This is a genomic window from Micromonospora vinacea, from assembly GCF_015751785.1.
GTDB classification, from domain to species: Bacteria; Actinomycetota; Actinomycetes; order Mycobacteriales; family Micromonosporaceae; genus Micromonospora; species Micromonospora vinacea.
On sequence record NZ_JADOTY010000001.1, the window covers coordinates 2,828,047 to 2,850,819 of the forward strand.

Annotated in this window: 24 protein-coding genes; 15 read left to right on the forward strand and 9 right to left on the reverse strand. The window is 71.2% G+C overall.

The annotated features are described in order from the left end of the window. Nucleotides 1–55: 55 nt before the first annotated feature. Both IW249_RS13615 and IW249_RS13620 read left to right on the forward strand, forming a co-directional pair. Complete coding sequence (locus IW249_RS13615) at nt 56–931, forward strand: biotin--[acetyl-CoA-carboxylase] ligase (RefSeq protein ID WP_196921051.1); 876 nt, start codon at nt 56–58, stop codon at nt 929–931. Between the two features lie 80 nt (nt 932–1,011). After that, nucleotides 1,012–1,584, forward strand: coding sequence for a PH domain-containing protein (locus IW249_RS13620; protein WP_196921052.1), 573 nt, complete (start codon nt 1,012–1,014; stop codon nt 1,582–1,584). A gap of 45 nt (nt 1,585–1,629) precedes the next feature. Here the strand turns inward: IW249_RS13620 and IW249_RS13625 are convergent, their stop codons facing one another. The 3 genes from IW249_RS13625 to IW249_RS13635 form a co-directional block, all read right to left on the reverse strand. Next, nucleotides 1,630–2,310, reverse strand: coding sequence for a MaoC/PaaZ C-terminal domain-containing protein (locus IW249_RS13625; protein WP_196921053.1), 681 nt, complete (start codon nt 2,308–2,310; stop codon nt 1,630–1,632). Next, complete coding sequence (locus IW249_RS13630; protein ID WP_196924775.1) at nt 2,307–3,014, reverse strand: GtrA family protein; 708 nt, start codon at nt 3,012–3,014, stop codon at nt 2,307–2,309. Before IW249_RS13630 ends, IW249_RS13625 begins: the two co-directional genes overlap by 4 nt. A 63-nt stretch (nt 3,015–3,077) precedes the next feature. After that, nucleotides 3,078–3,614 (reverse strand): GtrA family protein, encoded by a 537-nt coding sequence (locus tag IW249_RS13635; RefSeq protein WP_196924776.1) that lies wholly within the window; start codon nt 3,612–3,614, stop codon nt 3,078–3,080. A gap of 439 nt (nt 3,615–4,053) precedes the next feature. Between IW249_RS13635 and IW249_RS13640 the strand changes: the two genes are divergently transcribed. The 4 genes from IW249_RS13640 (at nt 4,054) to IW249_RS13655 (ending at nt 9,252) form a co-directional block, all read left to right on the forward strand. After that, on the forward strand, nt 4,054–5,898 hold the full coding sequence (locus IW249_RS13640; protein ID WP_196921054.1) for a phosphoenolpyruvate carboxykinase (GTP): 1,845 nt from the start codon (nt 4,054–4,056) through the stop codon (nt 5,896–5,898). Nucleotides 5,899–6,100: 202 nt separating this feature from the next. Beyond that, complete coding sequence (locus tag IW249_RS13645; protein WP_196921055.1) at nt 6,101–6,970, forward strand: hypothetical protein; 870 nt, start codon at nt 6,101–6,103, stop codon at nt 6,968–6,970. A gap of 337 nt (nt 6,971–7,307) precedes the next feature. Further along, on the forward strand, nt 7,308–8,450 hold the full coding sequence (locus IW249_RS13650) for a geranylgeranyl reductase family protein (protein WP_196921056.1): 1,143 nt from the start codon (nt 7,308–7,310) through the stop codon (nt 8,448–8,450). Between the two features lie 31 nt (nt 8,451–8,481). Beyond that, complete coding sequence (locus tag IW249_RS13655; RefSeq protein ID WP_196921057.1) at nt 8,482–9,252, forward strand: isoprenyl transferase; 771 nt, start codon at nt 8,482–8,484, stop codon at nt 9,250–9,252. A gap of 41 nt (nt 9,253–9,293) precedes the next feature. On the opposite strand, the gene otsB is transcribed toward IW249_RS13655, so the two are convergent. The 3 genes from otsB to IW249_RS13670 form a co-directional block, all read right to left on the reverse strand. After that, nucleotides 9,294–10,118 carry a trehalose-phosphatase gene (otsB, locus tag IW249_RS13660; protein ID WP_196921058.1) on the reverse strand — a complete coding sequence of 275 codons (825 nt, stop codon included), beginning with the start codon at nt 10,116–10,118 and terminating at the stop codon, nt 9,294–9,296. A 67-nt stretch (nt 10,119–10,185) separates the two neighbouring features. After that, nucleotides 10,186–10,539, reverse strand: a complete 354-nt coding sequence (locus IW249_RS13665) for a hypothetical protein (RefSeq protein WP_196921059.1) — start codon at nt 10,537–10,539, stop codon at nt 10,186–10,188. Nucleotides 10,540–10,701: 162 nt separating this feature from the next. Beyond that, nucleotides 10,702–11,145, reverse strand: a complete 444-nt coding sequence (locus IW249_RS13670) for an XRE family transcriptional regulator (RefSeq protein ID WP_030328859.1) — start codon at nt 11,143–11,145, stop codon at nt 10,702–10,704. Nucleotides 11,146–11,409: 264 nt separating this feature from the next. Between IW249_RS13670 and IW249_RS13675 the strand changes: the two genes are divergently transcribed. The 7 genes from IW249_RS13675 (at nt 11,410) to IW249_RS13705 (ending at nt 18,524) form a co-directional block, all read left to right on the forward strand. Continuing rightward, nucleotides 11,410–11,754, forward strand: coding sequence for a hypothetical protein (locus IW249_RS13675; RefSeq protein WP_030328857.1), 345 nt, complete (start codon nt 11,410–11,412; stop codon nt 11,752–11,754). A gap of 31 nt (nt 11,755–11,785) precedes the next feature. Beyond that, nucleotides 11,786–12,121 (forward strand): hypothetical protein, encoded by a 336-nt coding sequence (locus IW249_RS13680; RefSeq protein WP_196921060.1) that lies wholly within the window; start codon nt 11,786–11,788, stop codon nt 12,119–12,121. A 401-nt stretch (nt 12,122–12,522) separates the two neighbouring features. Beyond that, nucleotides 12,523–13,938 carry an RNA 5'-3' helicase PhoH2 gene (gene phoH2, locus IW249_RS13685; protein ID WP_196921061.1) on the forward strand — a complete coding sequence of 472 codons (1,416 nt, stop codon included), beginning with the start codon at nt 12,523–12,525 and terminating at the stop codon, nt 13,936–13,938. Nucleotides 13,939–14,215: 277 nt separating this feature from the next. Then, entirely contained in the window at nt 14,216–14,893 is a 678-nt protein-coding gene (locus tag IW249_RS13690) for an aggregation-promoting factor C-terminal-like domain-containing protein (RefSeq protein WP_196921062.1), read from the forward strand. 106 nt (nt 14,894–14,999) lie between these two features. Continuing rightward, complete coding sequence (locus IW249_RS13695; protein WP_196921063.1) at nt 15,000–15,653, forward strand: rhomboid family intramembrane serine protease; 654 nt, start codon at nt 15,000–15,002, stop codon at nt 15,651–15,653. 106 nt (nt 15,654–15,759) lie between these two features. Beyond that, on the forward strand, nt 15,760–16,728 hold the full coding sequence (locus tag IW249_RS13700) for an NAD(P)/FAD-dependent oxidoreductase (RefSeq protein WP_196924777.1): 969 nt from the start codon (nt 15,760–15,762) through the stop codon (nt 16,726–16,728). 65 nt (nt 16,729–16,793) lie between these two features. After that, nucleotides 16,794–18,524: a hypothetical protein gene (locus IW249_RS13705; protein WP_196921064.1), complete on the forward strand. Its 1,731-nt coding sequence runs from the start codon at nt 16,794–16,796 to the stop codon at nt 18,522–18,524. Between the two features lie 50 nt (nt 18,525–18,574). Here IW249_RS13705 and IW249_RS13710 read toward each other — a convergent pair whose 3' ends face one another. Continuing rightward, nucleotides 18,575–19,564 (reverse strand): DMT family transporter, encoded by a 990-nt coding sequence (locus IW249_RS13710; RefSeq protein ID WP_307788584.1) that lies wholly within the window; start codon nt 19,562–19,564, stop codon nt 18,575–18,577. Further along, nucleotides 19,561–20,592 carry a class II fructose-bisphosphatase gene (gene glpX / locus IW249_RS13715; protein ID WP_091394313.1) on the reverse strand — a complete coding sequence of 344 codons (1,032 nt, stop codon included), beginning with the start codon at nt 20,590–20,592 and terminating at the stop codon, nt 19,561–19,563. Before glpX ends, IW249_RS13710 begins: the two co-directional genes overlap by 4 nt. A 159-nt stretch (nt 20,593–20,751) precedes the next feature. On the opposite strand from glpX, the gene IW249_RS13720 reads away from it, so the two are divergent. Further along, nucleotides 20,752–21,420, forward strand: coding sequence for a DUF4245 domain-containing protein (locus tag IW249_RS13720; protein WP_196921065.1), 669 nt, complete (start codon nt 20,752–20,754; stop codon nt 21,418–21,420). 207 nt (nt 21,421–21,627) lie between these two features. Continuing rightward, nucleotides 21,628–22,473, forward strand: a complete 846-nt coding sequence (locus tag IW249_RS13725; protein WP_196921066.1) for a hypothetical protein — start codon at nt 21,628–21,630, stop codon at nt 22,471–22,473. Nucleotides 22,474–22,515: 42 nt separating this feature from the next. Here IW249_RS13725 and IW249_RS13730 read toward each other — a convergent pair whose 3' ends face one another. Then, on the reverse strand, nt 22,516–22,737 hold the full coding sequence (locus IW249_RS13730) for an exodeoxyribonuclease VII small subunit (protein ID WP_030486721.1): 222 nt from the start codon (nt 22,735–22,737) through the stop codon (nt 22,516–22,518). Nucleotides 22,738–22,773: the final 36 nt, after the last annotated feature.

Genomic DNA, 22,773 nt, shown 5'->3' on the forward strand with positions numbered 1-22,773 from the left:
TGCGGCTGTGCAGTACGCCTCAGTGTCGACCGGGGCACCGTCGTAGGCTGGCGGAATGTCGGGCTCCCCGTACACCGATCTGGACCGGCCGCCGCTGTCGGCGGCCCGGCTGCGCCGCGCGTTGATCGCGCCGAACGGGCCGTGGACCCGGCTGGAGCTGCGTGCCGAGACCGGCTCCACGAACGCCGACGTGGCCGAGGCCGCCCGGGCCGACGAGCCCGAGGGCCTGGTCGTGGTCGCCGAACGGCAGACCGCGGGTCGGGGCCGGCGGGGTCGGGTCTGGCAGTCTCCGGCGCGGGCCGGCATCGCGACGAGTGTGCTGCTGCGGCCCGGCGAGGCCGTGCCGGACCGCGGCTGGCTGCCGGCGGCACCCACAGGGTACGGGTGGCTGCCGTTGCTGGCCGGCGTGGCGCTGGTCGAGGCGGTGGCCCGGCTGGCCGAGCTGGAGGCCACCCTCAAGTGGCCGAACGACCTGCTGATCGGCGACGCGAAGTGCGCGGGGGTGCTGGCCGAGGCGGTGCCCGGACGTGCGCCGGACCAACCGCCGGCCATCGTGCTGGGTATCGGGCTCAACGTGACGCTGCGCGCCGACGAGCTGCCGGTGAATCCGACCGGGCTGCCGGCCACCTCGCTCCAGTTGGCCGGCGCGGTGGCCACCGACCGGGATCCGCTGCTGCGGGCGCTGCTGCGCGCGGTCGCCGACTGGTACGACAGGTGGCGTTCGGCGGGCGGCGACGCCGTGGCCAGCGGCCTGCGTGACGCCTACCTGGAGGCCTGCGCGACGATCGGCCGCGAGGTACGCGTCCTGCTCCCCACCGGCGAGTCCCTGACCGGCACCGCCACCGGAGTGGACCCCGACGGCCAACTGATCGTCACCACCCCCACCGGCACCCGAACCCTGGCCGCAGGAGACGTGCTGCACCTCCGCTGAGGGGGCCGCGTGGCGGATGTTGTGGTGGGGCTTGGGGGGTTTACCGTCTGCGCGTCTAGAAAATCGCGTTGGAGGTTCCCGTGGCGTTTCCTGAAGACGTGCTCACCGAGGACGAGCACGTCGTGCTGCACCTGCACCCGCACTGGAAGGCGTTGATCCGGCCGATCGCGGTGCTGGTGCTGGCCATCGCCGCGGTGGTGGTCGGCGTGCTCCTGTTGCCGGAGAGTGGCGGCGGTTCGATAGCGCTGGCGGTGATCGGGGCGATCGCCCTGGTCGCGGTGGTCTGGCTCGGTCTGTGGCCGTTCCTGGTCTGGCGCACCACCCACTACCTGTTCACGAACGAGCGAGTCCTGCTCCAGCAGGGTGTGTTCTCCCGCGACCGGCGGGACCTCCCGCTCGCCCGGGTCAACGACCACTCGATGAACCAGCGTTTCGTCGAGCGCCTGCTGGGCTGCGGGACGCTCACCATCGAGTCGGCCGGTGAGCGCGGCCAGTCGGTGCTCGCCGACGTGCCGGATGTCGGAAAGGTGCAGACCACCCTGTACGAGTTGGTCGAGGCACAGCACGACAAGCACTCGCTGGGCGATGGCGAGATGCGCGACATGCTCGCCGACATGCAGGACGGCAAGCCGCTGCGCGACACCACTACCTGATCCGGGCCGGTGGAGACCCGCCCCTGCCGTTGCGTCGGGGGCGGGTCAGTCGTTTCGTTGAGGCTCGGCGGAGTCGCTGCTCACCGTCGGTGTGCCGTCGGACGACCCGGCGGTGGACGGGTCCGTAGCGGTCAGGCCGCTGTCGGGCCGGTCAGCCTCGGGCCGGTCGCCGTCGGTCGGGGCGGCTTCGGCGGTCTCGGCGGTCTCGGCTTCGGCGGGGTCGACTTCGACCGGGCGTACGGCGAACCAGCCACGGAAGCGGGTCCGCAGCACCTCCTGCTCGGGCCGGTCGTCCGGGCCGAGGCGCAGCATGGTGCCGGTGAGGCTGACAGTGCCGAGCCCGGGGCGGGCGGTCGACGGTCGGGCGCCCATCACGTCGACCCGGACCGCGAGCCGGTCGCCGGCCCGTACGGGGGCGAGCCAGCGCAGCTCCTCCAGGCCGGGGGACGCGTCCGCGGCGGCCCGGGACAGCAGGTGGTCGACGTACGCGCGCATGAACAGGCTGACCGTGTAGAAGCCGCTGGCGATCAGACCGCCGTGCCGGCTCGCGGCGGCCAGGTCGGGGTCGACGTGGTACCACTGCGGGTCGAAGCGGCGGGCGAAGGCGACCATCTCGTCGGCGTCCACGGTGACCACGCCGAGGTCGACGGTGAGCCCCGGCACGAGATCCTCGAAGAACAGCTCGGCCGGTCGCCCCGTGCCGGAGCGGGCGTCGGGCGCCGTCACCGGCGGGGCGCGCGGCGGGTGCTGACGTGCAGCTCCGCGGCGAGTTCCGCGTCCAGGTCGACGGCGGGGCTGACGCTCAGCCGGGTGGGCCGACCCTGGGTGGGTGCGCCGGGTGGCGAGTCGACGCGTTGCGCGGACTCCGCCTCCTCCAGCTCGGACACGGATTCCGCCAGCTCGGCGACCGGGTCCATCTCCGCCATGGTGTCCCACTCGTCGCGGGGAATGTCGTGCCAGGTGGAGTCGGGCTTCGCGGCCTCGTCCTCGGCCGGTGCGACGGGTTGGAAGACGAAGGTGCGGTATGACCAGAACCGGAACAGTGTGGCCAGCATGACGCCGACCGTCTTGGCCAGGTTCAGCGCCAGCAGACCGTGTAGGCCGAGGCCGTACTTGGCCGCCGCCACGGCACCCAGTTCAATGAGCAGGCCAGCGCCGTTGAACAGGAAGAAAAGGAGATATTCCCGGCGAAGCGCCGACTTCGGGCGATCGCGGTAGGTCCAGTGCCGATTCATCAGGTACGACGTGATGGTCGCGACGATGGTCGCGATCACGGTCGCCTTCAACTGACCATTGACGAAAACGGTCAGTGCAAGGGCATTGAACACCGCGTAATTGATGACGGTGTTGATGCCGCCGACGATGCCGAACTTGAGCGCCTCGTGGATGAACTTTTGCCAGCGCTCAGGCAGCAGGCGGACAAGACGCATGCGAAACACCTTAGGGCAGTCGGTGCGGCCGGCGATCACCGGCCGAACGAGATGGGCGGCAGGTCACGCCTCGTGGTCACGGTCGGGATTCACCTGCGGAAGGGGCGGGGTTCCCGCTTCGACGAAGACGAACCGCCGGTACGACCAGAATCGAAACAGCGTGGCGAACCCGGTGCCGACGATGTAGCTGGCGAGATTGTCCGCCAGGCGGGTCTGGAACACGGCCGGCCAGATGGCCCCGAGGCCGTAGCGGCTGAGCGCGAGGCAGGCCACGGTGATGCCGAGGCCGACGGCGTTGAAGAAGAAGAAGAGCGCGTACTCGCGGGCCGCGTTGTTGCGCTGGCGGTGCCGCCAGGTCCAGAACCGGTTGCCCACGAAGGCGACGGAGGCCGCGATCACGGTGGAGATCGTCTTCGCCGTCAGCTCTTCGACGCCGTGCTTGCTCGTCAGGTAGTTGAAGAGCGCGAAGTCGACGAGGAAGGCGAAACCACCCACTGTGGCGAACTTGCTCATCTCGCGCAGCAGGTGACCGAAGCGGTCGAGGAGTTTGCCGACGAGACCCTGTCGGGTCTGCCGGGGACCCGGTTGTTCCCCGGTCATCGTGGCGGCCACGGAGGGAGCCTACCGGCTGCCGGCCAGTCGGAGGGGTAGCTACGGCACGCGGGCGTGGTCTCCCGGAGGGGCCCATCGCCGTGTGTGTAGCCGTTGCACAGAGCGTAGCCAATTGGGAGGACTGAGCCGCCGTGGAACGGGAATCCCCGCACCGGTCGGCGGGGCAGGTCCACGGCCCGACCGCAACAAGCGTCCGCCGGGGTGCACAACAAGATTTGCGTGAAACTGCGCGGGAAAGCGGGTATCAGCTCGTGATGCCGCAGCGAGGCCGTAGCTTGTGCAGTTCTTCACAACCTGTCCCACTGACTCGGAAGGCTGCCCGGTTTACGCTGAGGCCAATCCCAGGTTTCCACGAAGGCGACGCATCGCGCCGCTGAGTCTCGTGCATCCCATAGATCGGTCAGCGTCGACCACAAGGAGATGTGTCATGGTTGCTCCGGCTGTTGTGCGGGGTATCGATCAGGCCCCGACGTCCCATCCGAAACTGCTCGCCTGGGTCCGTGAGGTCGCGGAACTGACCACCCCCGACCGTGTCGTCTGGGTGGACGGGTCCGACGAGGAGTGGCGCCGCCTCACTGACGAGCTGGTCGAGGCCGGCACCCTGATCCGGCTCAACCCGGAGAAGAAGCCCAACTCGTTCTACGCGCGCACCGACCCGACGGACGTCGCCCGGGTCGAGGAGCGCACCTACATCTGTTCCGTCGACGAGGCGGACGCCGGCCCCACCAACAACTGGATGGCGCCGGCCGAGATGAAGCGGACGATGACGGAGCTGTACCGGGGCTCCATGCGCGGTCGCACCATGTACGTCATCCCGTTCGTCATGGGCCCGGTCGAGGCCGAGTCCCCGATGTTCGGTGTCGAGATCACCGACAGCCCGTACGTGGTCGCCTCGATGCGGATCATGACGCGGATGGGCACCCGGGTCCTCGAGGCCATGGGTGACGACGCGGACTTCGTGCACGCGCTGCACTCGATCGGCGCCCCGCTCGCGCCCGGCCAGGAGGATGTCGCCTGGCCGTGCAACGACACCAAGTACATCTCGCACTTCCCGGAGAGCCGGGAGATCTGGTCGTACGGCTCGGGTTACGGCGGCAACTCGCTGCTGGGCAAGAAGTGCTACTCGCTGCGTATCGCCAGCGTGATGGGCCGGGACGAGGGCTGGCTCGCCGAGCACATGCTGATCCTCAAGATCACCTCTCCGGAGGGTCGGGTCTACCACATCGCCGGGGCGTTCCCGTCCGCCTGCGGCAAGACCAACCTCGCCATGGTGGAGCCGACGATTCCCGGCTGGAAGGTCGAGACCATCGGCGACGACATCGCCTGGATGCGGTTCGGCCCGGATGGCCGCCTCTACGCGGTCAACCCCGAGTACGGCCTGTTCGGCGTCGCGCCCGGCACCGACTGGAAGACCAACGCCAACGCCATGCGCACCCTGGACCGGGGCAACTCCGTCTTCACCAACGTCGGCCTCACCGACGACGGCGACGTCTGGTGGGAGGGCATGGGTGAGCCGCCGGCGCACCTGATCGACTGGAAGGGCAACGACTGGACGCCGGAGAGCGACAGCCTGTCCTCCCACGCGAACAGCCGGTTCTGCACCCCGATCACCCAGTGCCCGATCCTCGCCGACGAGTACTTCGACCCGAACGGCGTGCCGATCGACGCGATCCTCTTCGGCGGACGCCGCAAGGACACCGTCCCGCTGGTGACCGAGGCCCGCGACTGGGTGCACGGCGTCTACATGGGCGCGACGCTCTCCTCGGAGACCACCGCCGCCGCGTCCGGCGCCGTCGGCGTGGTCCGACGGGACCCGATGGCGATGCTGCCCTTCATCGGCTACAACGCCGGGGACTACTTCCGGCACTGGATCGAGATGGGCAAGGGCGCCGACGGCGATGAGGCGAAGCTGCCGAAGATCTACTACGTCAACTGGTTCCGCAAGGACCCGGACGGCTCGTTCCTCTGGCCGGGCTTCGGGGAGAACTCCCGGGTGCTCAAGTGGGTCGTCGAGCGGATCGAGGGCACTGCCGACGCGGTGGAGACGCCGGTCGGCATGGTCCCCGCGCCGGACGCCCTGGACGTCGAGGGCCTGGACATGACCCCGGAGGACGTTCGGATCGCACTGAAGGTCGACCCGGACGAGTGGCGTAACGAGCTGCCGATGATCACCGAGTGGTTCGAGAAGTTCGGTGACAAGCTGCCCGGCGTGCTCTGGGCCGAGTTGGACGCGCTGCGCGCGCGCCTCGACGCCGTACAGCCGCAGCGCTAGGGCGTGTTTCGGGGGTGTCGGTCGAGCCGAGCCGGAGTCCAGGCGTCGTCCGGCAAGGCGGAGCGGTGTCCGGATACCGGTGTTGTATCCGGACAGTGCGACAACGCCGCCGGGCGGCGGCTGGACCCGGCGCAGGCCGGCCAGCACCTCCGAAACACGCCCTAGGTGTGAAGACGGCCCCCTGCGGGCAATGTCGGATCCCATGAGGACGGCCGCCGAGACCCAGGTCCGGCGGCCGTCCGCCGTCCGGGTGCTGACCACCCTGTTGGCGACGACGGCGGCGGCCACCATCGTGGTCGAACTGCTCAACTGGTGGTACGCCCCGGAGCAGGGTTTCGGGCTGGCCGTACGGACCGGCTGGGCCATGCTGCGCTCGTTCGGTTTCCTGCTGCTGATCGGGCACGTGCGACGGGGTCGTACGGTGGCCCGCCCGTTCGGGCTGATCCTCGCGGTCACCACGATCTTCGCGGTCGGCCGGCTCATCGTGCCCCGGCAGGGAGTGCCACCGCTGCCCGGCCTGCTCGGCTTCGCGATCCTCACGGCGCTCTGTGTCGCGGTGGTCTGGCTGCTCTACCGCTCGTCGGCGTTGGCCGGGCACCTGGTCCGGCACCGTCCCCGCCTCGTCATCGACCGGGACGGCATCTCCTGGCGGGAAACCCCTCCCCGCCGACCGCAGGCCAGCGCCTGGTTGTTGACCAGCCGGGTGGCGGCCTTCACCTACAGCCCGCTGATGCTGGTGCCGGCCCTGGTGGCCGGGGGTTCCATCCTGGATGGTCGGCTGACCGCGGTACCGGCCGTGCTGTTCTGGTTCGGCGCGGGCATCACGGCCAGCTACGCGGTGCTGTTCTGCACAGCGTTCCTGATGCGGGGCAAGGACTGGGCACGTGGCCTGCTGGTCGTCGTCACTGTGGCCGTACTCGCCGTGGACCTGCCGCTGTGCTGGTGGCTGCTCGGCGTGGACGGCCTGGTCCGCGACGGCGCACCCCTGGTTGCGGCCGCCGGGCTGGCCCTCTACGGCCTACGCCGCGCTGCCCGTGCTCCCGACGCCGCCCAACCGGAACCCCAACCCTGACCGCGGCGCTGCCCACACCGACATCGCTGGGTGCCGGCCCGCCGGCCGACCACGGCCCAGCCCTGCCCATGCCTTCCTTTGCTCTGCACCCCGATAGGCGACAGTCGCGGACGGTAACCGTCGCGTCCGCGGGTGCAGAGCAAAGGGTGGGTGAGACAGGCCGGCCCATTGCGGGAGCGGTCTTTGCGGGCGGGCAGGGGGCAGGATGGCGGGTGGCGTCGGTCACAGTGGCCGGCGTCGGGGCGGCTGCGGAGATCGTCGGGGCGGCCGGCCGCAAGGCCGACCGGGTTGCCCGGCGGGAGCGGCCGCGTCGCGTCGGGCTGGAGGGAGGCGCGCGGTGGGTGACGAGTTCGACGTGGTGGTGGTGGGGGCGGGGCCGGCCGGTGCGGCTGCCGCGCTGACGGCGCGCCGGGCGGGGGCCAGCGTGCTGCTGCTGGACCGGGCCGACTTTCCCCGGGACAAGGCGTGCGGTGACGGGATCGCCGCGCACTCGGTGGACGTGCTCGCCGAGCTGGGGGTGACCGAGGCGGTGGCGGGCTACGCGCCGCTGCCGGCGTTACGCATGATCTCGCCGGGTGGCGGCGCGGTGGCTCGGGCGCTGCCCCGACCCGCCTACACAGTGCCCCGGGAGGTCTTCGACGCGCGGCTGGTGGAGGCCGCCGTGGCCGCCGGCGCGCAGCTGCGTCGGCACACGGTGCGCCAGGTCGAGCCGCGCGCCGACCGGGTGGTGCTCGACGGGCAGGTGTCCGGCCGGGTGGTGATCGGCGCGGACGGCGCCGGCTCGGTGGTGCGCCGGGCGCTCGGCCACCCGCAGAACCCCGACCGGCACCTCGCGCTGGCAATCCGGGGGTACGCCCCGGCTCTGCCCGGCCCGTCCGAGCAGCTCATCGTCACCTCGAAGGCGCGCTGGCCGGCGTACGCCTGGTCGTTTCCGATCGGGGACGGCCGGGCGAACGTCGGGTACGGGGAGGTGCTGCGCGGTGAGCCGTTGAGCCGCGCGTACCTGCTGGACCGGCTGGCCGCGCTGCTGCCCGGCACCGACCTGGCGACAGTTACCGCGTTGCGCGCCCATCACCTGCCGCTCTCCACCCACCGGCCGTCGCCGGGGCGGGGGCGCACGTTGCTGGCCGGGGACGCGCTGTCACTGATCAATCCGTTCACCGGGGAGGGGATCTTCTACGCGCTGCTCTCCGGCGCGCTCGCCGGGTCGGCGGCGGCCCGGTCGCCCGAGGGCGCGGCTGGCCGCTACGCCCACGGGTTGCGTCGTCGCCTCGGCACGCACCTGCGGCACAGCTCGGTCGCGGCCTGGTTGGCCCGGCGACGCCGGGTGGTGGACGCGGCGGTCCGGGCGGCCCGTCGGGACGACCGGGTGTTCTACGACGTGGTCGAGCTGGGACTGGGTGACGGACGCCTCACCGCTCGTACGCTCGCAATGATCGGCATCGGTCTGGGTGGCGGGGATGGGGCTCCGAGGCAGTGAACGGGCTGAAGGGTCGCTACGCTGCTAGGTGATGACGCTGCGGAACCTTATCTACTCCGTGTACGAGCGCCGGCTCACGGCGAAGCTCGCGGGTAAGCCGGTGCCCCGACACGTCGGGGTGATGTGCGACGGCAACCGCCGATGGGCGAGGGAGATGGGCTTCGTCGACCCGAACGACGGGCACCGGGTTGGCGCGGCGAAGATCAAGCATGTCCTCGGCTGGTGTGACCAGGCCGGTGTCGGGCACGTGACCCTCTACCTGCTGGCCACCGACAACCTGCGCCGTCCAGCCAGTGAGCTGGACCCGCTCCTCAAGATCATTGAGGATCTGGTGGTGGAGTTGGCCGAGGAGGGCAACCCCTGGCGGCTGCGCATCGTGGGGGCGCTCGACCTGCTGCCGGCGCAGACCGCGGCGGCACTCAAGGGCGCCGAGGAGCGCACCCGCGAGCGCACCGGCGGCGCGGAGGTCAACATCGCGGTGGGCTACGGCGGTCGCCGGGAGATCACCGACGCGGTCCGTTCGCTGCTGCTGGAGCACGCCGCCACCGGCGGCACGATCGAGGAGTTGGCCGAGGTGCTGGACGTCGAGCACATCGCCGAGCACCTCTACACCCGGGGCCAGCCGGATCCGGACCTGGTCATCCGCACCAGCGGCGAGCAGCGGCTGTCCGGGTTCATGCTCTGGCAGTCCGCGCACTCGGAGTTCTACTTCTGCGAGCTCAACTGGCCGGATTTCCGGCACATCGACTTCCTGCGGGCCCTGCGCTCGTACGCCACCAGGCAACGCCGCTACGGCGCCTGACCCGGCGGCGACGCCGTTGGTCGCCGCCGGGGCCTGGCAGTTCAGGGCAGGTGGGTCAGCGCCCGCGTGAGGAAGTCGCCCAGGGCAGCCGGCGACTCGATCGTCAGGTCGGCGGCGTTCGCCACCTCCTGGCCGGTCTCCGGGTTGGCCACCGCCACGCAGACGCCGAGAAAGTCCGGGTCGGCGGCGGCGCGAGCGCGCAGCGCGGCGAAGGCCTTGATGTCGGAGACGTCGTCGCCGAAGTACCAGGCGCCGGTGGCGCCCTTGATCGCCTCGCCGATCACCATGCCCTTGTCCCGGTCGACCGGGGGCTTGAGCTCGAGCACCATCCGCCCGGCCTGCGACCGCAACCCGAGGCGGTCGGCCTGCGCCTGCCCCCACTGCTGCACTGTCGAGCCGAGTTGCGGGGCGGTACGCCAGTGCAGCGCGACCGAGAGCCGCTTGTACTCCACAAGCGTGCCCGGTGGCAGCTCCGCCCGAGCCAGGTCGGCCAGCTCCGCCATGGTCGGCACCCACGGCAGCGCGGCCGGTTCGGTGACCGTCTCACCGCCGGAGTGGCTGTGTTCCAGCCCGTAGAGGCCGTAGAGGTCCACGCCGACGAGCCCGCCGAGCTGATCCCGAAGGAACTCGACGGGTCGGGCGGACACGATCGCGACCCGCTGCACGATCGGGGCGAGCGCCTCGATCGCGGCCAACGCCTTGGGAGCCGGGCGTACCGCGGTCGGATCGTCGTCGACGGGCGCGAGCGTGCCGTCGAAGTCGAAGAAGAGCACGGTCCCGGCCGCCCGACCGGCGGTTGTCCGCCAGGCCTGGTCGGCGTTCAACGGGGTCCTCGGCTGCTGATTTCCCAGATTCAACGGCGGCACGCGCGTCAGCGTACCCCGGCGATCCAGGCTCATTCCTGGCCGAGTGGACCCGTTGAGCGGTAGGCGATCAGCGTTCGGCGGCTCCTCGTCCGCGCCGGCCGAACGGCACCACCGCCGCATCCTGGCCGTGGCTCAACAGGTAGCCCTCCACGAATCCGGTGTTGCGATCGCCGGTGTGGTTCTCGATCTCGTTGAGCCGTGCCACCAGGAACTCGGTGAGCGCGCTGATCCGGTTGTTCAGACGCTCCTGCAGCTCGGCGACGACGGCCACGACGACCGCGGTGCCGGCGGTGATGAGCGCAAAGAGGTTGACGAGCAGCGGAAGCTGCCCGCCGTCGACCGCGAGGGTCACTGTGTTGCCGGTCGCCCACAGTGTCATCGACACCGTTGCGACCACGACTGCCAACCACTTCAGGGTCATGGACAGACCCCTCCTTCTGTCCCGCAGGGCTGGGTTCGGCCTTGTCCCGTCCCCCCGCCGATGACGAGCCCAAGCAGTACGAATAGGGACGCTAGCGTGCCCGTTCCAGCCCCGGAGGCAAACGAATGAACCTGACCAGGCGTTCTTTCGCTATCTGAGGAACTAGCCTGCCTGATTGCCCCTTTTTCGGACATCGACCGGCAACGTTGGGCGGTATGCGAGGTATCTGATGGTTTCCCGGATGTGGAACTTCTCCGCGTCCGACACCTGCGGATCGACCAGGCGGCGCAGCAACGCCTCCACGTCGGGGTCCATCGGAGGGGCGGCCTGGCCGGTGCGGGGGCCGGTCGCGGTGCGGTCCCAGCCGAGCGCGGCGAAGGCGGCGGCCGGGTTCAACCCCAGGCCCTCGCAGAAGGCGACCACCCGCTCGGCCTCCGGGTCGCTGGCCCAGTCGCCCCGCACCCAACGGTTGATGGTCTGCCGGGAGACGCCGGTGCGCCGGGACACCTCGGTGCCGCTCCAGGCTCGGGTCGCCCGTGCCTCGTCCAGGGCTCGCCGGACGAAGGTGGCGAAGGCGATCTTCCGCGCATTGGCCGTCTCGGTCACTCCGTGACGGTACGGCCAGCCGAGTGCGGGTGCGTGCCCCGGCTCGCCACTGTCACGCGGACGTGACGAGGGGTTCGGATTTCCGGTAAACGAGTCAGTGCCACTGTTGAGGGGTGTCACGCGGGCAGAATAGATGAACGTAGTGGCAAACGTAAGCGGACGAAAAGCTGATACTGTCACGCCCATGGGACAATCTACGGTGTGTCACGTGCATGAGACGATTGGTGCTCACATGCGTCACGCCCCCGGTGCCAGGGGGTCGTGGTGACCGAGCTCGCCACCCGCGCCCAGGCCTTCGGGCTGATCGCCGAGGGGGTCGCCGCGGGGCTGACCGCCCCCTGGCGCCTCTACCTCGCCCGAGGCTGCCGCTACCTGTCATTGAGCGTCGGCGATCGTGCCGAGTGGAACGCCTGGCGTACCCATCTCGGCTGCCCTGAGCTGAGCGTCCGGGTCTACGACGCCGGCGGCGAGATCCGCCGGTCCTCGGTGGCCGAAGTCGTGCTGGACGGCTGCCGGATCAGCGTCGAGCTGGTCGAGGAGGTCAGCACCGACGACCTGGACCGGCTGCTCGTCGCCGACCCCACCACGATCGAGCCGGAGGAGCGATGACCTGGCGTCCCGGCTGGGCCGGAGCTGCCCGATGAGCCCGTTCCTCGCGGTGTTCCTCGTCCTGGTGCTCGGCGCCACCAGCTACGCGGCCGGGCGGTTGCACGGTCAGCTCAGCTACCGCATCGGCTACCGCTTCGGTTACCGGCAGGGCTACTTCGACGGTGACCGGGGCGCCTGGAACCGGCGTCGTCGAGACGCCCAGGCGGCGATCGCCTCGGCCCTGTCGGTCTCGCCCGCGGGGGTGGTCCGCTCCGCCGGGGTGGTCGAACGCCCCGGCACCACGTACACCGGCTCGTCGTTCAGCGCGCCGGCCGCACCGATCACCGGGCGGCACCCGACCGGCACGCTCGTCCGACGTACCGGTTGACGTCGGTCGGCGAGGTCAACTCGCCGACCGGCACCACGAACGCGGTGCGTCGTCCGCGGCGGACACGCACCGTCGGGGTCACGTCAGACCGGTGACGGTGGCCCCACCGGCCGGGATGCGCGCAGGGGGCATGCATCCCGGCCGGTTCCGCCGCGTTCTCCACCTGCCCCAGGGCTGGCCGGAGCGCCGTTCACGAGCACGTCTTGGGAGATCCACGTTCGGCCACTAGCCGGGAAGGTCCGGCGGGGCTAGCGTCTAGGCATGGCACGGGGTTCTCCCGAGCCAGCCGGTCCGCCCGGATCTGCGACCTCGCGCATGGGGTTCCGCATCCGACCCCGTGTCCCCGGGCACCGGAGGAGGCGGAACACGGGTGGCGGGTGCCCATCCGTCGGAGCAGGCCTGTGACGACTCGCCGTACCACCGCCGGTGCCGACCAGACCCCGGCCGCGACTGCCACGACCCGCCGCGCCACCAGGAGCCGCCGTTCGGCGGCCGCCGCGCCGGCCGACCCCAAGGAGCCACGACCAGCCGGCCAGGCCTTCGTCCTGGACACGTCGGTGCTGCTCTCCGATCCGGCGGCGTTCCACCGGTTCGCGGAGCATGAAGTGGTGCTACCTCTGGTGGTCATCACCGAGCTGGAGGGCAAGCGGCACCATCCGGAGCTGGGCTGGTTCGCCCGGCAGTCGCTGCGGATGCTCGACGACCTGCGGGTCCGGCACGGCCGGCTCGACCGTCCGGTGCCCGCCAACGACGTCGGCGGCACCCTGCGGGTGGAGCTCAACCACACCGACGACGGTGTCCTGCCGCCCGGGTTCCGCACCGAGAGCAACGACGCCCGGATCCTCTCCGTCGCGCTCAACCTCGCCGGCGAGGGGCGGGAGGTGACCCTGGTCAGCAAGGACATGCCGCTGCGGGTCAAGGCGGCCTCGGTGGGCCTGCGCGCCGACGAGTACCGCCACGGCCAGGCCAGCGACCCGACCTGGACCGGCATGTCGGAGATGCAGTTGAGCGAGGAGCAGATCGGCCAGCTGTACGCGGGCGAGACGCTCGACCTCGACGAGGCGGCCGGGCTGCCCTGCCACACCGGCCTGGTGCTGCACTCGGCGCGTGGCTCCGCGCTCGGTCGGGTGCTGCCGGACAAGTCGGTGCGACTGGTCCGGGGCGACCGGGAGGCGTTCGGGCTGCACGGCCGCTCCGCCGAACAGCGGATCGCTCTCGACCTGCTGCTGGACGAGTCGATCGGGATCGTCTCGCTGGGTGGCCGGGCCGGCACCGGAAAGTCGGCGCTGGCGCTCTGCGCCGGGCTGGAGGCGGTGATGGAGCGCCGCCGGCACAAGAAGGTCATCGTGTTCCGCCCGCTGTACGCCGTCGGCGGGCAGGAGTTGGGCTACCTGCCGGGCTCGGAGTCGGAGAAGATGTCGCCGTGGGCCCAGGCGGTCTTCGACACGCTCGGCGCCGTGGTGCACGAGAACGTGCTGGAGGAGGTCACCTCGCGGGGCATCCTGGAGGTGCTGCCGCTGACCCACATCCGGGGGCGCAGCCTGCACGACGCCTACGTGATCGTGGACGAGGCCCAGTCGTTGGAGCGCGGGGTGCTGTTGACAGTGCTGTCCCGGATCGGGCAGGGCTCCCGGGTGGTGCTCACCCACGACGTGGCCCAGCGGGACAATCTGCGGGTCGGCCGGCACGACGGGGTGACGGCCGTCATCGAGGCGCTCAAGGGCCATCCGCTCTTCGCGCACGTCACCCTCAGCCGTTCGGAGCGGTCGCCGATCGCCGCGATGGTGACCGACCTCCTGGAGGACATCCCAATCTGACGGTGCTTATGTGGGACTTTGTCCGCATTTTACGTGTGGTGCAGATCACAAACGGCCCGGTTGGTTTCCCATCAGCCTCACTGTGCGCAATCGTGTCCCACGAGCGTCCACGCACCACGGGAATCGTTGGTGATCGTTCGTCCTGAAACGGACGACATCGGCGACGGTAGGTGCGGCGGCGCGACCGGCAACCGGTCGGGGCGCTCGTGGCACGGCTGACGGCCCACCTGTGGTCTGCGCCGCGCCACGTCCTTGCTCCCGACGAAGGGACCACTTCGTGAGTCGGCTGTGGAGCCGGTTGGGCGCCCGTACGGCTGCCGTAGCGCTGCTCTCCGTGGGCGTTGCCGGTGGCTTCTACCTGGGCGAAGACCGGGAAACCCAGCAACAGGGTCTGACCGATCAGGTCAGCCTCGAGGTCGACCGGGCCGACCTCGCGTACCAGCGCGAGCGGCAGGCCGCCCACCAGGTGCAGCTCTCCAAGCAGCGGGCCGCCGAGTACCAGGCCAAGCTGCGGGCGGCGCAGGCCGCCAAGGAAGCCGCCGAGCGGGCCCGCCGGGCCGAAGCCGCCGCGGCGTCCCGCAAGCGCGAGCGCGCCGCCGCCAACGCGGCCGCCAAGCCGTACGACGGGCCGATCCCGGCGTCCTGCGCCGAGTACAGCGGAAACCGCAAGACCGGCTGCGCGCTGATGATCAGCGCGGGGTTCGGGATCGCCGAGTTCCCCTGTCTGGAGAAGCTCTGGACCAAGGAGAGCGGCTGGAACCACAAGGCCAGCAACTCCTCGTCCGGTGCGTACGGCATTCCCCAGTCGTTGCCGGGCAGCAAGATGGGCTCCGTCGCGTCCGACTGGCGGACCAACCCGGCCACGCAGATCAAGTGGGGGTTGGGCTACATCAAGGGCAGGTACAAGACGCCCTGCGGCGCATGGACCTTCTTCCAGAACAACAACCACTACTGACGGCTGTCGAAGGCGGGGCAGGTGACTCTCCACCGCCCCGCCTTCGCACGTACGTCGAACGGGACGTGAGTGGCGGTCGGCCGCTTTTGCTGATAGCAGTTGTGGAGTGACCCTGCACCCGTCAAGCGGCGACCCGTACCGGTTCGGCACCGAGGCGTTCTACGCCGCGCTCGGCCGGGCGTTCGTCGCCATGTGTGCGGTGGTCCCGTTCCTCTTCCTCATCGAGGCCGTCGACCAGGGGCTCGCCTTCGGTCTGGACGCCACCGCCGGCATCATCCCGCAACGCATCGACGGGCTGGACGGGGTCTTCTTCTCCCCGTTCCTGCACCACGGCTTCGACCACCTCTACAGCAACAGCATCCCGCTGATCCTGCTGGGCACCTTCGTCCTCGCCGCCGGCGCCCGCCGGTTCCTCTGGTCGACCCTGGTCATCATCCTGGTCAGCGGGCTCGGTGTGTGGTTCACCGGCTCACCCAACTCGGTGGTGGTCGGCGCCAGCGGCGTCATCTTCGGCTACCTGGGCATCCTGCTCACCCGGGGCATCGTCGAGCGCAGTTGGTGGAACTTCGCGGTCTTCCTCCTGGTCGGTCTGCTCTACGGCTGGCAGTTGGTCGGCATCCTCCCCACCGACGAGCGGATCTCCTGGCAGGGCCACCTGTTCGGCCTGCTCGGCGGGGTGGTGGCGGCGATCCTGTTCCGTCGGCGGCGACCGAGCGTGGACGGCCCGGACTACTCGGGTTCCCCACTCAGCCTGCCCTGAGGCGATTCTCCGGCGCGCCTCTGGGACGTGCTTGCCCGACCGTCACCACCCGCCTACGGTCGAGATCAGCACGCGTTGATCCGTGAGCGGAAAGCGACGGTACGCCATGCGCGAGGTCGATGTCGCCGTGATCGGGGCCGGTCCGGCCGGCCTCTTCGCCGCGTACTACGCCGGGTTCCGAGGGCTGTCGGTGGCGGTGATCGACGCGTTGCCCGAGCCGGGCGGCCAGGTCACCGCCATGTACCCGGAGAAGCTGATCCTCGACGTCGCCGGCTTTCCCGCGGTCAAGGGCCGTGACCTGGTGGCCAACCTGGTGGCCCAGGCGGCCCCGTTCAATCCGCAGTACCTGCTCGGCACCCGGGCGGAGAAGCTCTCGTACGCCGACGGCAACCCGGTGCTCGGCCTGGCCGGTGGCGAGCAACTGGCCTGCGGCGCGATCGTGGTCACCGGTGGGCTCGGCAGCTTCAGCCCTCGGCCGTTGCCGTGCGCCGACGGCGCCCCCGGCTCGGGGATCGTCTACTTCGTGACCGAGCCGACCGAGTTGACCGATCGGGACGTGCTGATCGTCGGTGGCGGCGACTCCGCCTTCGACTGGGCGCTGGCCCTGCAACCGCTGGCCCGGTCGGTGACCCTCGTGCATCGGCGGGAGAAGTTCCGGGCCCACGCCTCGACGGTCGCCCGGGTGCTCTCCCTGCCGGTGCGGGTCGTGGTCAACGCCGAGGTCACCAGGTTGCTCGGGGACAGCGCGGTGACCGGCGCCGAGGTGACAGTGCGCGGCGGGGCGACCGAGACGTTGCCGGTGGACACCGTGGTGGCCGCCCTCGGCTTCACCGCCGACCTGGGCCCCCTCGCCGAGTGGGGGCTGGAACTGGACCGCCGGCACATCCTGGTGGACAGCGCCATGGCCACCAACCTGCCCCGGGTCTTCGCGGCGGGTGACATCACCGAATACCCGGGCAAGGTCCGGCTGATCGCCACCGGCTTCGGTGAGGCGGCGACGGCCGTCAACAACGCGGCGGTGGCCATCGACCCGAGCGCCCACCTGTTCCCCGGGCACTCCTCCGACGCCGGCTGACCGTCGGTATCGGACCCAGGCCGACCTGAGTCCGGATCGAGACGGGTCGACCGGATCCTGTGAGGATGACGGGTTCCGCGACACCGCAGGACGGCGCACCCATCACGTTGTCCTGGCTCTGCCATCCCGCCACGGTGCTCGCGCTGGTCCTGCTGCTGGTCAACGACCATGTGCTGAAGGCGGCCCACCCCGGCCTGGTGACCGGCAAGCTGAGCGACGTTGCCGGCCTGGTGCTCGCTCCACCGCTGGTCGCGGTGCTGCTGACCCTCCTGGTGTCACGGCTGCCGGCCCGGGCCGCCGCGCTGGCCGGCCTGGTCACGGTGGGCGCCGGGTTCGCTGTCGTCAAATCCAGCGGGTACGCGGCCGAACTCGCCTCCTCGGCCTGGACCGTGCTGGCCGGGCCGTCGCTGGTCCGGGCCGACTTGACCGACCTGCTCACTCTGCCGGCTCTCGGCCTGGCCTGGTGGAGCTGGACCCGCTCGCGTCACCGCCCGGTGCGTCGACGCACCGCCCGGCTGGTCCGGCTGCTGGTGGTGCTGCCACCGGCGGTGCTGGCGGTGGCCGCGACAAGCGTGGTGCGCTACCCCTACGCCGTTGGCACCGCCCTGCTCGACGGCCAGCCGGCGATCTCGATCGGCTCGGGCTACGACGACCGGAGCTGGCCGGCCAAGCCGGCCGACGGCAGGTGGTCGGTAAGTGCGGACGGGGGGACCACCTGGCGACCCGCCGGGGCCGCCGAGGAACAGCGGTTGTCCGGTCCGAACGTCGGGCAGCGGCAGGCGTGCGTGCCGACCGAGCCGCAGCGGTGCTACCGGGCGGTCCGCGGTCACCTGCGGGTGGAGCAGAGCGACGACGCCGGTGCGACGTGGCGGGTGGCCTGGGAGGTGTCGGACGCGCGCCGCGAGGCGTTTGCCCGTCGATTCGACAGTCCGGGCGACATCCGTCGACACTTCGCCTCCCGTGATCTGATCGTCTATCCCGTCGCCGACGGCGGCCATGAGGTGCTGGTCGCCAACGGCCGCGACGGCCTCCTGCGCCGAGGGTCGGACGGCGGCTGGCGACGTGCCGGCTTCCCCAGCGAGCGGGACACCCCGGACGTCCGCTCGGACGATCCACCCGTACTCGGCCCCGGTGGACCCGGCGACCGCGACACCGACGTCTTTCTCGCCTTCGCGCTCTCGCTGACCCTCGGTGTCACGGTCACCCTGCTCGCCGCCCACCTGGCGATCCGGCGCGGCAAAGGCCCACGCTGGTGGTCAGTCGCCGGCAGCGGGGTGATGCTGACCGCGGGGATCGTGCTGGCCTTGGCCTGGGAGCGCAACGACGACTACTCGACGTTCAACGCCCTGCTGGTCGTCGTTCTGCCAGCCTGTCTCCTGACGGCGGTGAGCCTGGTCGTCCGAGCCTCCTACCAGGGGGCAACGGGTCGGTGGATCGGAGGGGCGCTGGCCGGGCTCCTGCTCACCGTCGTCCTGGCCGGGCTGCCGCTCGTCGGTTGGCTGCACGGCACCCCACCACAGACCCGCTTCGCGGTGGCGCTCGCCCTGTTGGGCACGGTGCCCGGCGTGCTGTTGGCCATCCGGATCGCCGGGCTGGTCGACCCGGCCCGCGCGTTCGAGAACAGGTACCCGCCGCGCCCGCCCTACCCGAATGCGTCCTACCCTCCGCGCCCGCAGGCGGTGCCTGACCCGCCCTACCCGAACGCCCCCTACCCTTCGCGCCCGCAGGCGGCGCCTGACCCGCCCACGCCATCGCAGCTCCGGCCGCCCTACCCGTCGCAGCTCCCACCGGGCTGAGCGTCAGGCGCGGAGCCGCCAGCGCGGGTTTGGTCCGGTGCGCGGGGCGCTCAGCGCGCGGGTCGGTCGGCGCGGGGGGCCGGTGGCGCCAGCGCGGCGACCAGCACGGCCACCATGGTCAGCGCCGCCCCGAGCAGGGTGTTCACACCGGGGTGCGAGGCCGCCGTGGGCAGGATCAGGTCCAGCAGGACAGCGCCCACGATCTGCCCGGCGATGGTGGCCAGCCCGAGCAGCAGCACACCGGTGAAGCGCACGATCGCCGCGGCGATCGCGATGAACACGATGCCGATCGGGCCGCCCAGGTAGAGCCACGGCTCGGTCGGCAGTTGGCCGCCGGGCCAGCCGCGTACCGCGATGTCGATCGCGAACGCGACGAGCAGGGTGACAGTGCCGACGGCGAAGTTGACGAGCGTGGCGGTCAACGCGCTGTCGGCCGCCGCCCGGACCCGACCGTTGACGGCCTGCTGCCAGGCGATGCCCACACCGGCGAGCAGCGGCAGCAGGGCCAGCGCCAGCGCGCCCGGGTCGCCAAGTCGGTCGCCGACCGCCAGGCCGACAGCCAGCACGGTGAGCACCGCGCCGGCCAGCCGCTGCCGGGTGACCGGCTGTCGGCCGGTCGGCCCGATCCCCGCCCGGTCCACGGCGAGGCTGCTCCCGCTCTGGCCGGCCACCACCGCCACTGTGAAGACCGCCACGCCCAACGTGCCGATGGTGAGCCCCTGGGTGGCGACCAGGAACGCCCCGCACATGCCGCCGAGGCACTGCCACGGCCGCAGCGTGCCCGTCCGCAGGGCCTGCCGCGTCGCGGCCAGCCCTCGCCGACCACCGGGGGTCGCGGGCACCAGCACCAGCAGCACCAGCAGGCCGACGCCGAACGAGACCACCGCGGCGGCGAAACCGTCGTCGAGGCGTACCCCCAGCTCGCCGTTGATGCGTGACTGCACCGCCACCGCGACCCCGGAGGCCGACGCGAGCGCGACGCCGGTGATCCGGCGCGCGGCCGACAGGGTCTGCGGGGTCGCCGTGTCGGCCGCTGTCACTCCTGCTCGGCCAGCGGACGACCATCGAAGTCGACAGCGGAGTAGAGCGCCAGCTTCTCCAGCCGGTGGTACGAGTCGATCACTCGGATCGTGCCGCTCTTCGAGCGCATCACGATCGACTGGGTGTACGCGCCGCCCGCCCGGTAGCGCACCCCGCGCAGCAGGTCGCCGGAGGTGACCCCGGTCGCCACGAAGAAGCAGTTGTCGCCGGTGACAAGATCATCGGTGCCCAGCACCCGGTCCAGGTCGTGCCCGGCAGCGATCGCCTTCTCCCGCTCCTGCTCGTCGCGCGGCCAGAGCTTTGCCTGCATCGCCCCGCCCATGCACTTCAGCGCGCACGCGGAAATGATGCCCTCCGGGGTGCCGCCGATGCCCATCAGCACGTCGACGTCCGACTCACCCCGGGCCGCCGCGATGGATCCCGCGATGTCACCGTCGGAGATGAACCGGATCCCCGCCCCGGTCCGGCGGATCTGCGCGACCAGGTCGTCGTGGCGGCTCCGGTCGAGTACGCAGACGGTCACCTCGGAGACGTCGGTGCCCTTGACCTTGGCGATGCGGCGCAGGTTCTCCGCCACACCGGCGTTGATGTCGATCACGTCGGCGTACGCCGGCCCGACGGCGAGCTTCTCCATGTAGAACACGGCGCTGGGGTCGAACATCGCACCCCGCTCGGAGACGGCGAGGACCGCCACGGCGTTCGGCATGCCCTTGCTCATCAGGGTGGTGCCGTCCACAGGGTCGACGGCGACGTCCACCTCCGGGCCGGTGCCGTCGCCGACGTGTTCGCCGTTGAAGAGCATCGGGGCGTTGTCCTTCTCGCCCTCGCCGATCACCACCACGCCGCGCATCTGGATCGAGTTGATCAGCTTGCGCATCGCGTCGACAGCGGCCCCGTCGCCGCCCTCCTTGTCGCCTCGACCGACCCACCGGCCGGCGGCCATCGCCGCGGCCTCGGTGACCCGGACCAGGTCGAGGGCAAGGTTTCGGTCGAGATCCTGCGGGATCCGCGTCCTGGTGTTCGTCATGACGGCTACTCCTCCTCGCGACGGTGCGGGGACGGCCGGCGGCGGGGAAGCCCCCACTGCCGGCTTTGTCGCTGATCCTCACACGATGGCCGACCGGGCGTCGGCGCGGGGCGGTGATGGCCCGGATACCGCCGGTCGGGCGGCTGCGAAGATAGCGGGGTGGAACCCGCACAGCCAGCCGACCGCGTACCCACCGACCGCACGCCGCCCGACGGTCAGCCGCCGGCCGACGTCCCCGTCGGCGAGCCCTCCGCGACCGATCCGACCCCACCGCCGCCAGCGGTGCCCGGCAGGTCCGACCGGTCACCGGCGGCGGCCGGCAAGTCCGAGCGGTCGCCGAAGGACATGGCGATCTCGCTGCTGGTGCTGCTCGTCCCGATCGCGCTCCTGCTGGCGTTCTACCGGGGATTCCTCGGCGGCGACCAGGCCACCACAGTCGATCCGGCGCCCGCCATCGAGCAGGCCCGTTCGGCGAACGTCTTTCCGGTGAGCCAGCCGCAGGGGCTCGGCGCCGACTGGAAGACGGTCAGCGCCCGCTACCAGACCGTCGAGGGCGGTGCGAACCTGCGACTCGGCTACCTCACTCCGGAGGGGCGGGGCGTCCAACTACTGCAGAGCAGCGTCCCGGCGGACCGTCTGCTCCCCGCCGAGCTGACCAGTCAGGGCCAGCCGCAGGGCCCCACCGAGCTGGCCGGGCGCACCTGGCAGCTCTACACGGCCCGGGGGAACCAGCAGGCGCTGGTCCTGCTGGAGCCCACCCGCACTGTGATCGTCGTCGGCGACGCCCGGGACAACGAACTCCGCGAACTGGCCAGCTCGCTGAGCTGACCGGACCCGCTGGTCGATGGTCCCGCCGGCGACGAATCTGGGCAACCAGGCCGAAGGGTGATTGTCCGAGGCGTCGACAGGGAACAAAGAGGGAGTGATCCGGGCGCGCTGCTCGGCCCGGGTCGCGCGACGCAGCCGACGGTGCTGCTGCGTCGCCCGGTTTCCGGCGCCGTCCAGGTCGTCGGGTGACCCCCTTGGGAGACACGTATGACTGTTCGACGACTCGGCGCCGGCCTGGTAGCCGCCGCTCTGATCACGCCCGCACTGGCCGCCTGCGCCAGCGGAACCGGCACCGCCGGATCGACGCCGTCCCCGACGGTGAGCGCCTCCGGCACGGCGAGCGCGTCCGGTGCACCGGTGGCGGGTGACGCCAAGCAGGCCCTGCTCGACTCCACCAAGGAGATCAGCAACGGGAACTTCCGGTTCACCCTGGCCGGCGCCGGCTCGACGGCGGAGGGGCTGGTGCACCAGCCGAGCCAGAGCGCGGCGATGAAGATCGCGATCGGTGGCCCCTCGTCCGACCTGGCGATGAAGCTCGACGTGGTCCACTACAAGCCGGACAGCTGGGTCAAGCTGGAGCTGGCCGGCCCCACCGCCGACAGCCTGCCCGCCATCAAGCAGCTCAACCTCGGCAAGTACCAGCACCTCGACCAGAACCGGATCAAGGGCAACCGCAACCTCGGCTTCGACTTCGAGAAGGTCGACCCGGCTGGTAGCGCGGTGCTCACCCAGGGCATCACCGAGGTCCGCAGCACCGGCACCGGCGCGTACGCCGGCACCATCGACGTCACCAAGGCCGCCGAGGCGGGCTCGTTGAACGCCGCCACGATCGCCGCGCTGGGCACCCAGGCGAAGACCGTCCCGTTCACCGCGAAGGTGGACCCGCAGGGCCGGCTCAGCGAGCTGGTGTTGCAGCTGCCGGCCGCCGGGCAGACCGCCGCCCAGGAGATCAAGATGACGTACTCCGACTACGGTGTCGCCACCGCCGCGCAGAAGCCGCCGGCGGACCAGGTCGTCGAGGCGCCGGCCGAGCTGTACAGCCTGTTCAACTGACGTGCCCGGGTGGGGCGGCTCCGGCCGCCCCACCGGCCACGGTCAGGAAGTCGGCTCCTGCCGGGCGGCGTCGATCCGCGCCCGCGCACCATCCAGCCAGCGTTGACAGATCACCGCCAGCGCCTCGCCGCGTTCCCAGAGCGCCAGCGACTCCTCCAGGGACGTGCCGCCGGCCTCCAGCCGCTCCACCACCGAGGCCAGCTCGGCCCGGGCCTGCTCGTAACTGAGCCGCTCGTCCGGCCCGGCCTTCGTGTCGTCAGTCATCGCGTTCATCTCAGCACACCACTCCCCGCCGCGCCG

Coding starts and splice junctions, on each gene's coding strand:
- IW249_RS13635 (WP_196924776.1), bottom strand. CDS start 3,614: ATGACCGGGGAACAACCGGGTCCCCGGCAGACCCGACAGGGTCTCGTC.
- IW249_RS13655 (WP_196921057.1), top strand. CDS start 8,482: ATGACGCTGCGGAACCTTATCTACTCCGTGTACGAGCGCCGGCTCACG.
- IW249_RS13615 (WP_196921051.1), top strand. CDS start 56: ATGTCGGGCTCCCCGTACACCGATCTGGACCGGCCGCCGCTGTCGGCG.
- IW249_RS13680 (WP_196921060.1), top strand. CDS start 11,786: ATGAGCCCGTTCCTCGCGGTGTTCCTCGTCCTGGTGCTCGGCGCCACC.
- glpX (WP_091394313.1), bottom strand. CDS start 20,592: ATGACGAACACCAGGACGCGGATCCCGCAGGATCTCGACCGAAACCTT.
- IW249_RS13665 (WP_196921059.1), bottom strand. CDS start 10,539: ATGACCCTGAAGTGGTTGGCAGTCGTGGTCGCAACGGTGTCGATGACA.
- IW249_RS13730 (WP_030486721.1), bottom strand. CDS start 22,737: ATGACTGACGACACGAAGGCCGGGCCGGACGAGCGGCTCAGTTACGAG.
- IW249_RS13640 (WP_196921054.1), top strand. CDS start 4,054: ATGGTTGCTCCGGCTGTTGTGCGGGGTATCGATCAGGCCCCGACGTCC.
- IW249_RS13645 (WP_196921055.1), top strand. CDS start 6,101: ATGAGGACGGCCGCCGAGACCCAGGTCCGGCGGCCGTCCGCCGTCCGG.
- IW249_RS13705 (WP_196921064.1), top strand. CDS start 16,794: ATGACGGGTTCCGCGACACCGCAGGACGGCGCACCCATCACGTTGTCC.
- IW249_RS13725 (WP_196921066.1), top strand. CDS start 21,628: ATGACTGTTCGACGACTCGGCGCCGGCCTGGTAGCCGCCGCTCTGATC.
- IW249_RS13700 (WP_196924777.1), top strand. CDS start 15,760: ATGCGCGAGGTCGATGTCGCCGTGATCGGGGCCGGTCCGGCCGGCCTC.
- IW249_RS13630 (WP_196924775.1), bottom strand. CDS start 3,014: ATGCGTCTTGTCCGCCTGCTGCCTGAGCGCTGGCAAAAGTTCATCCAC.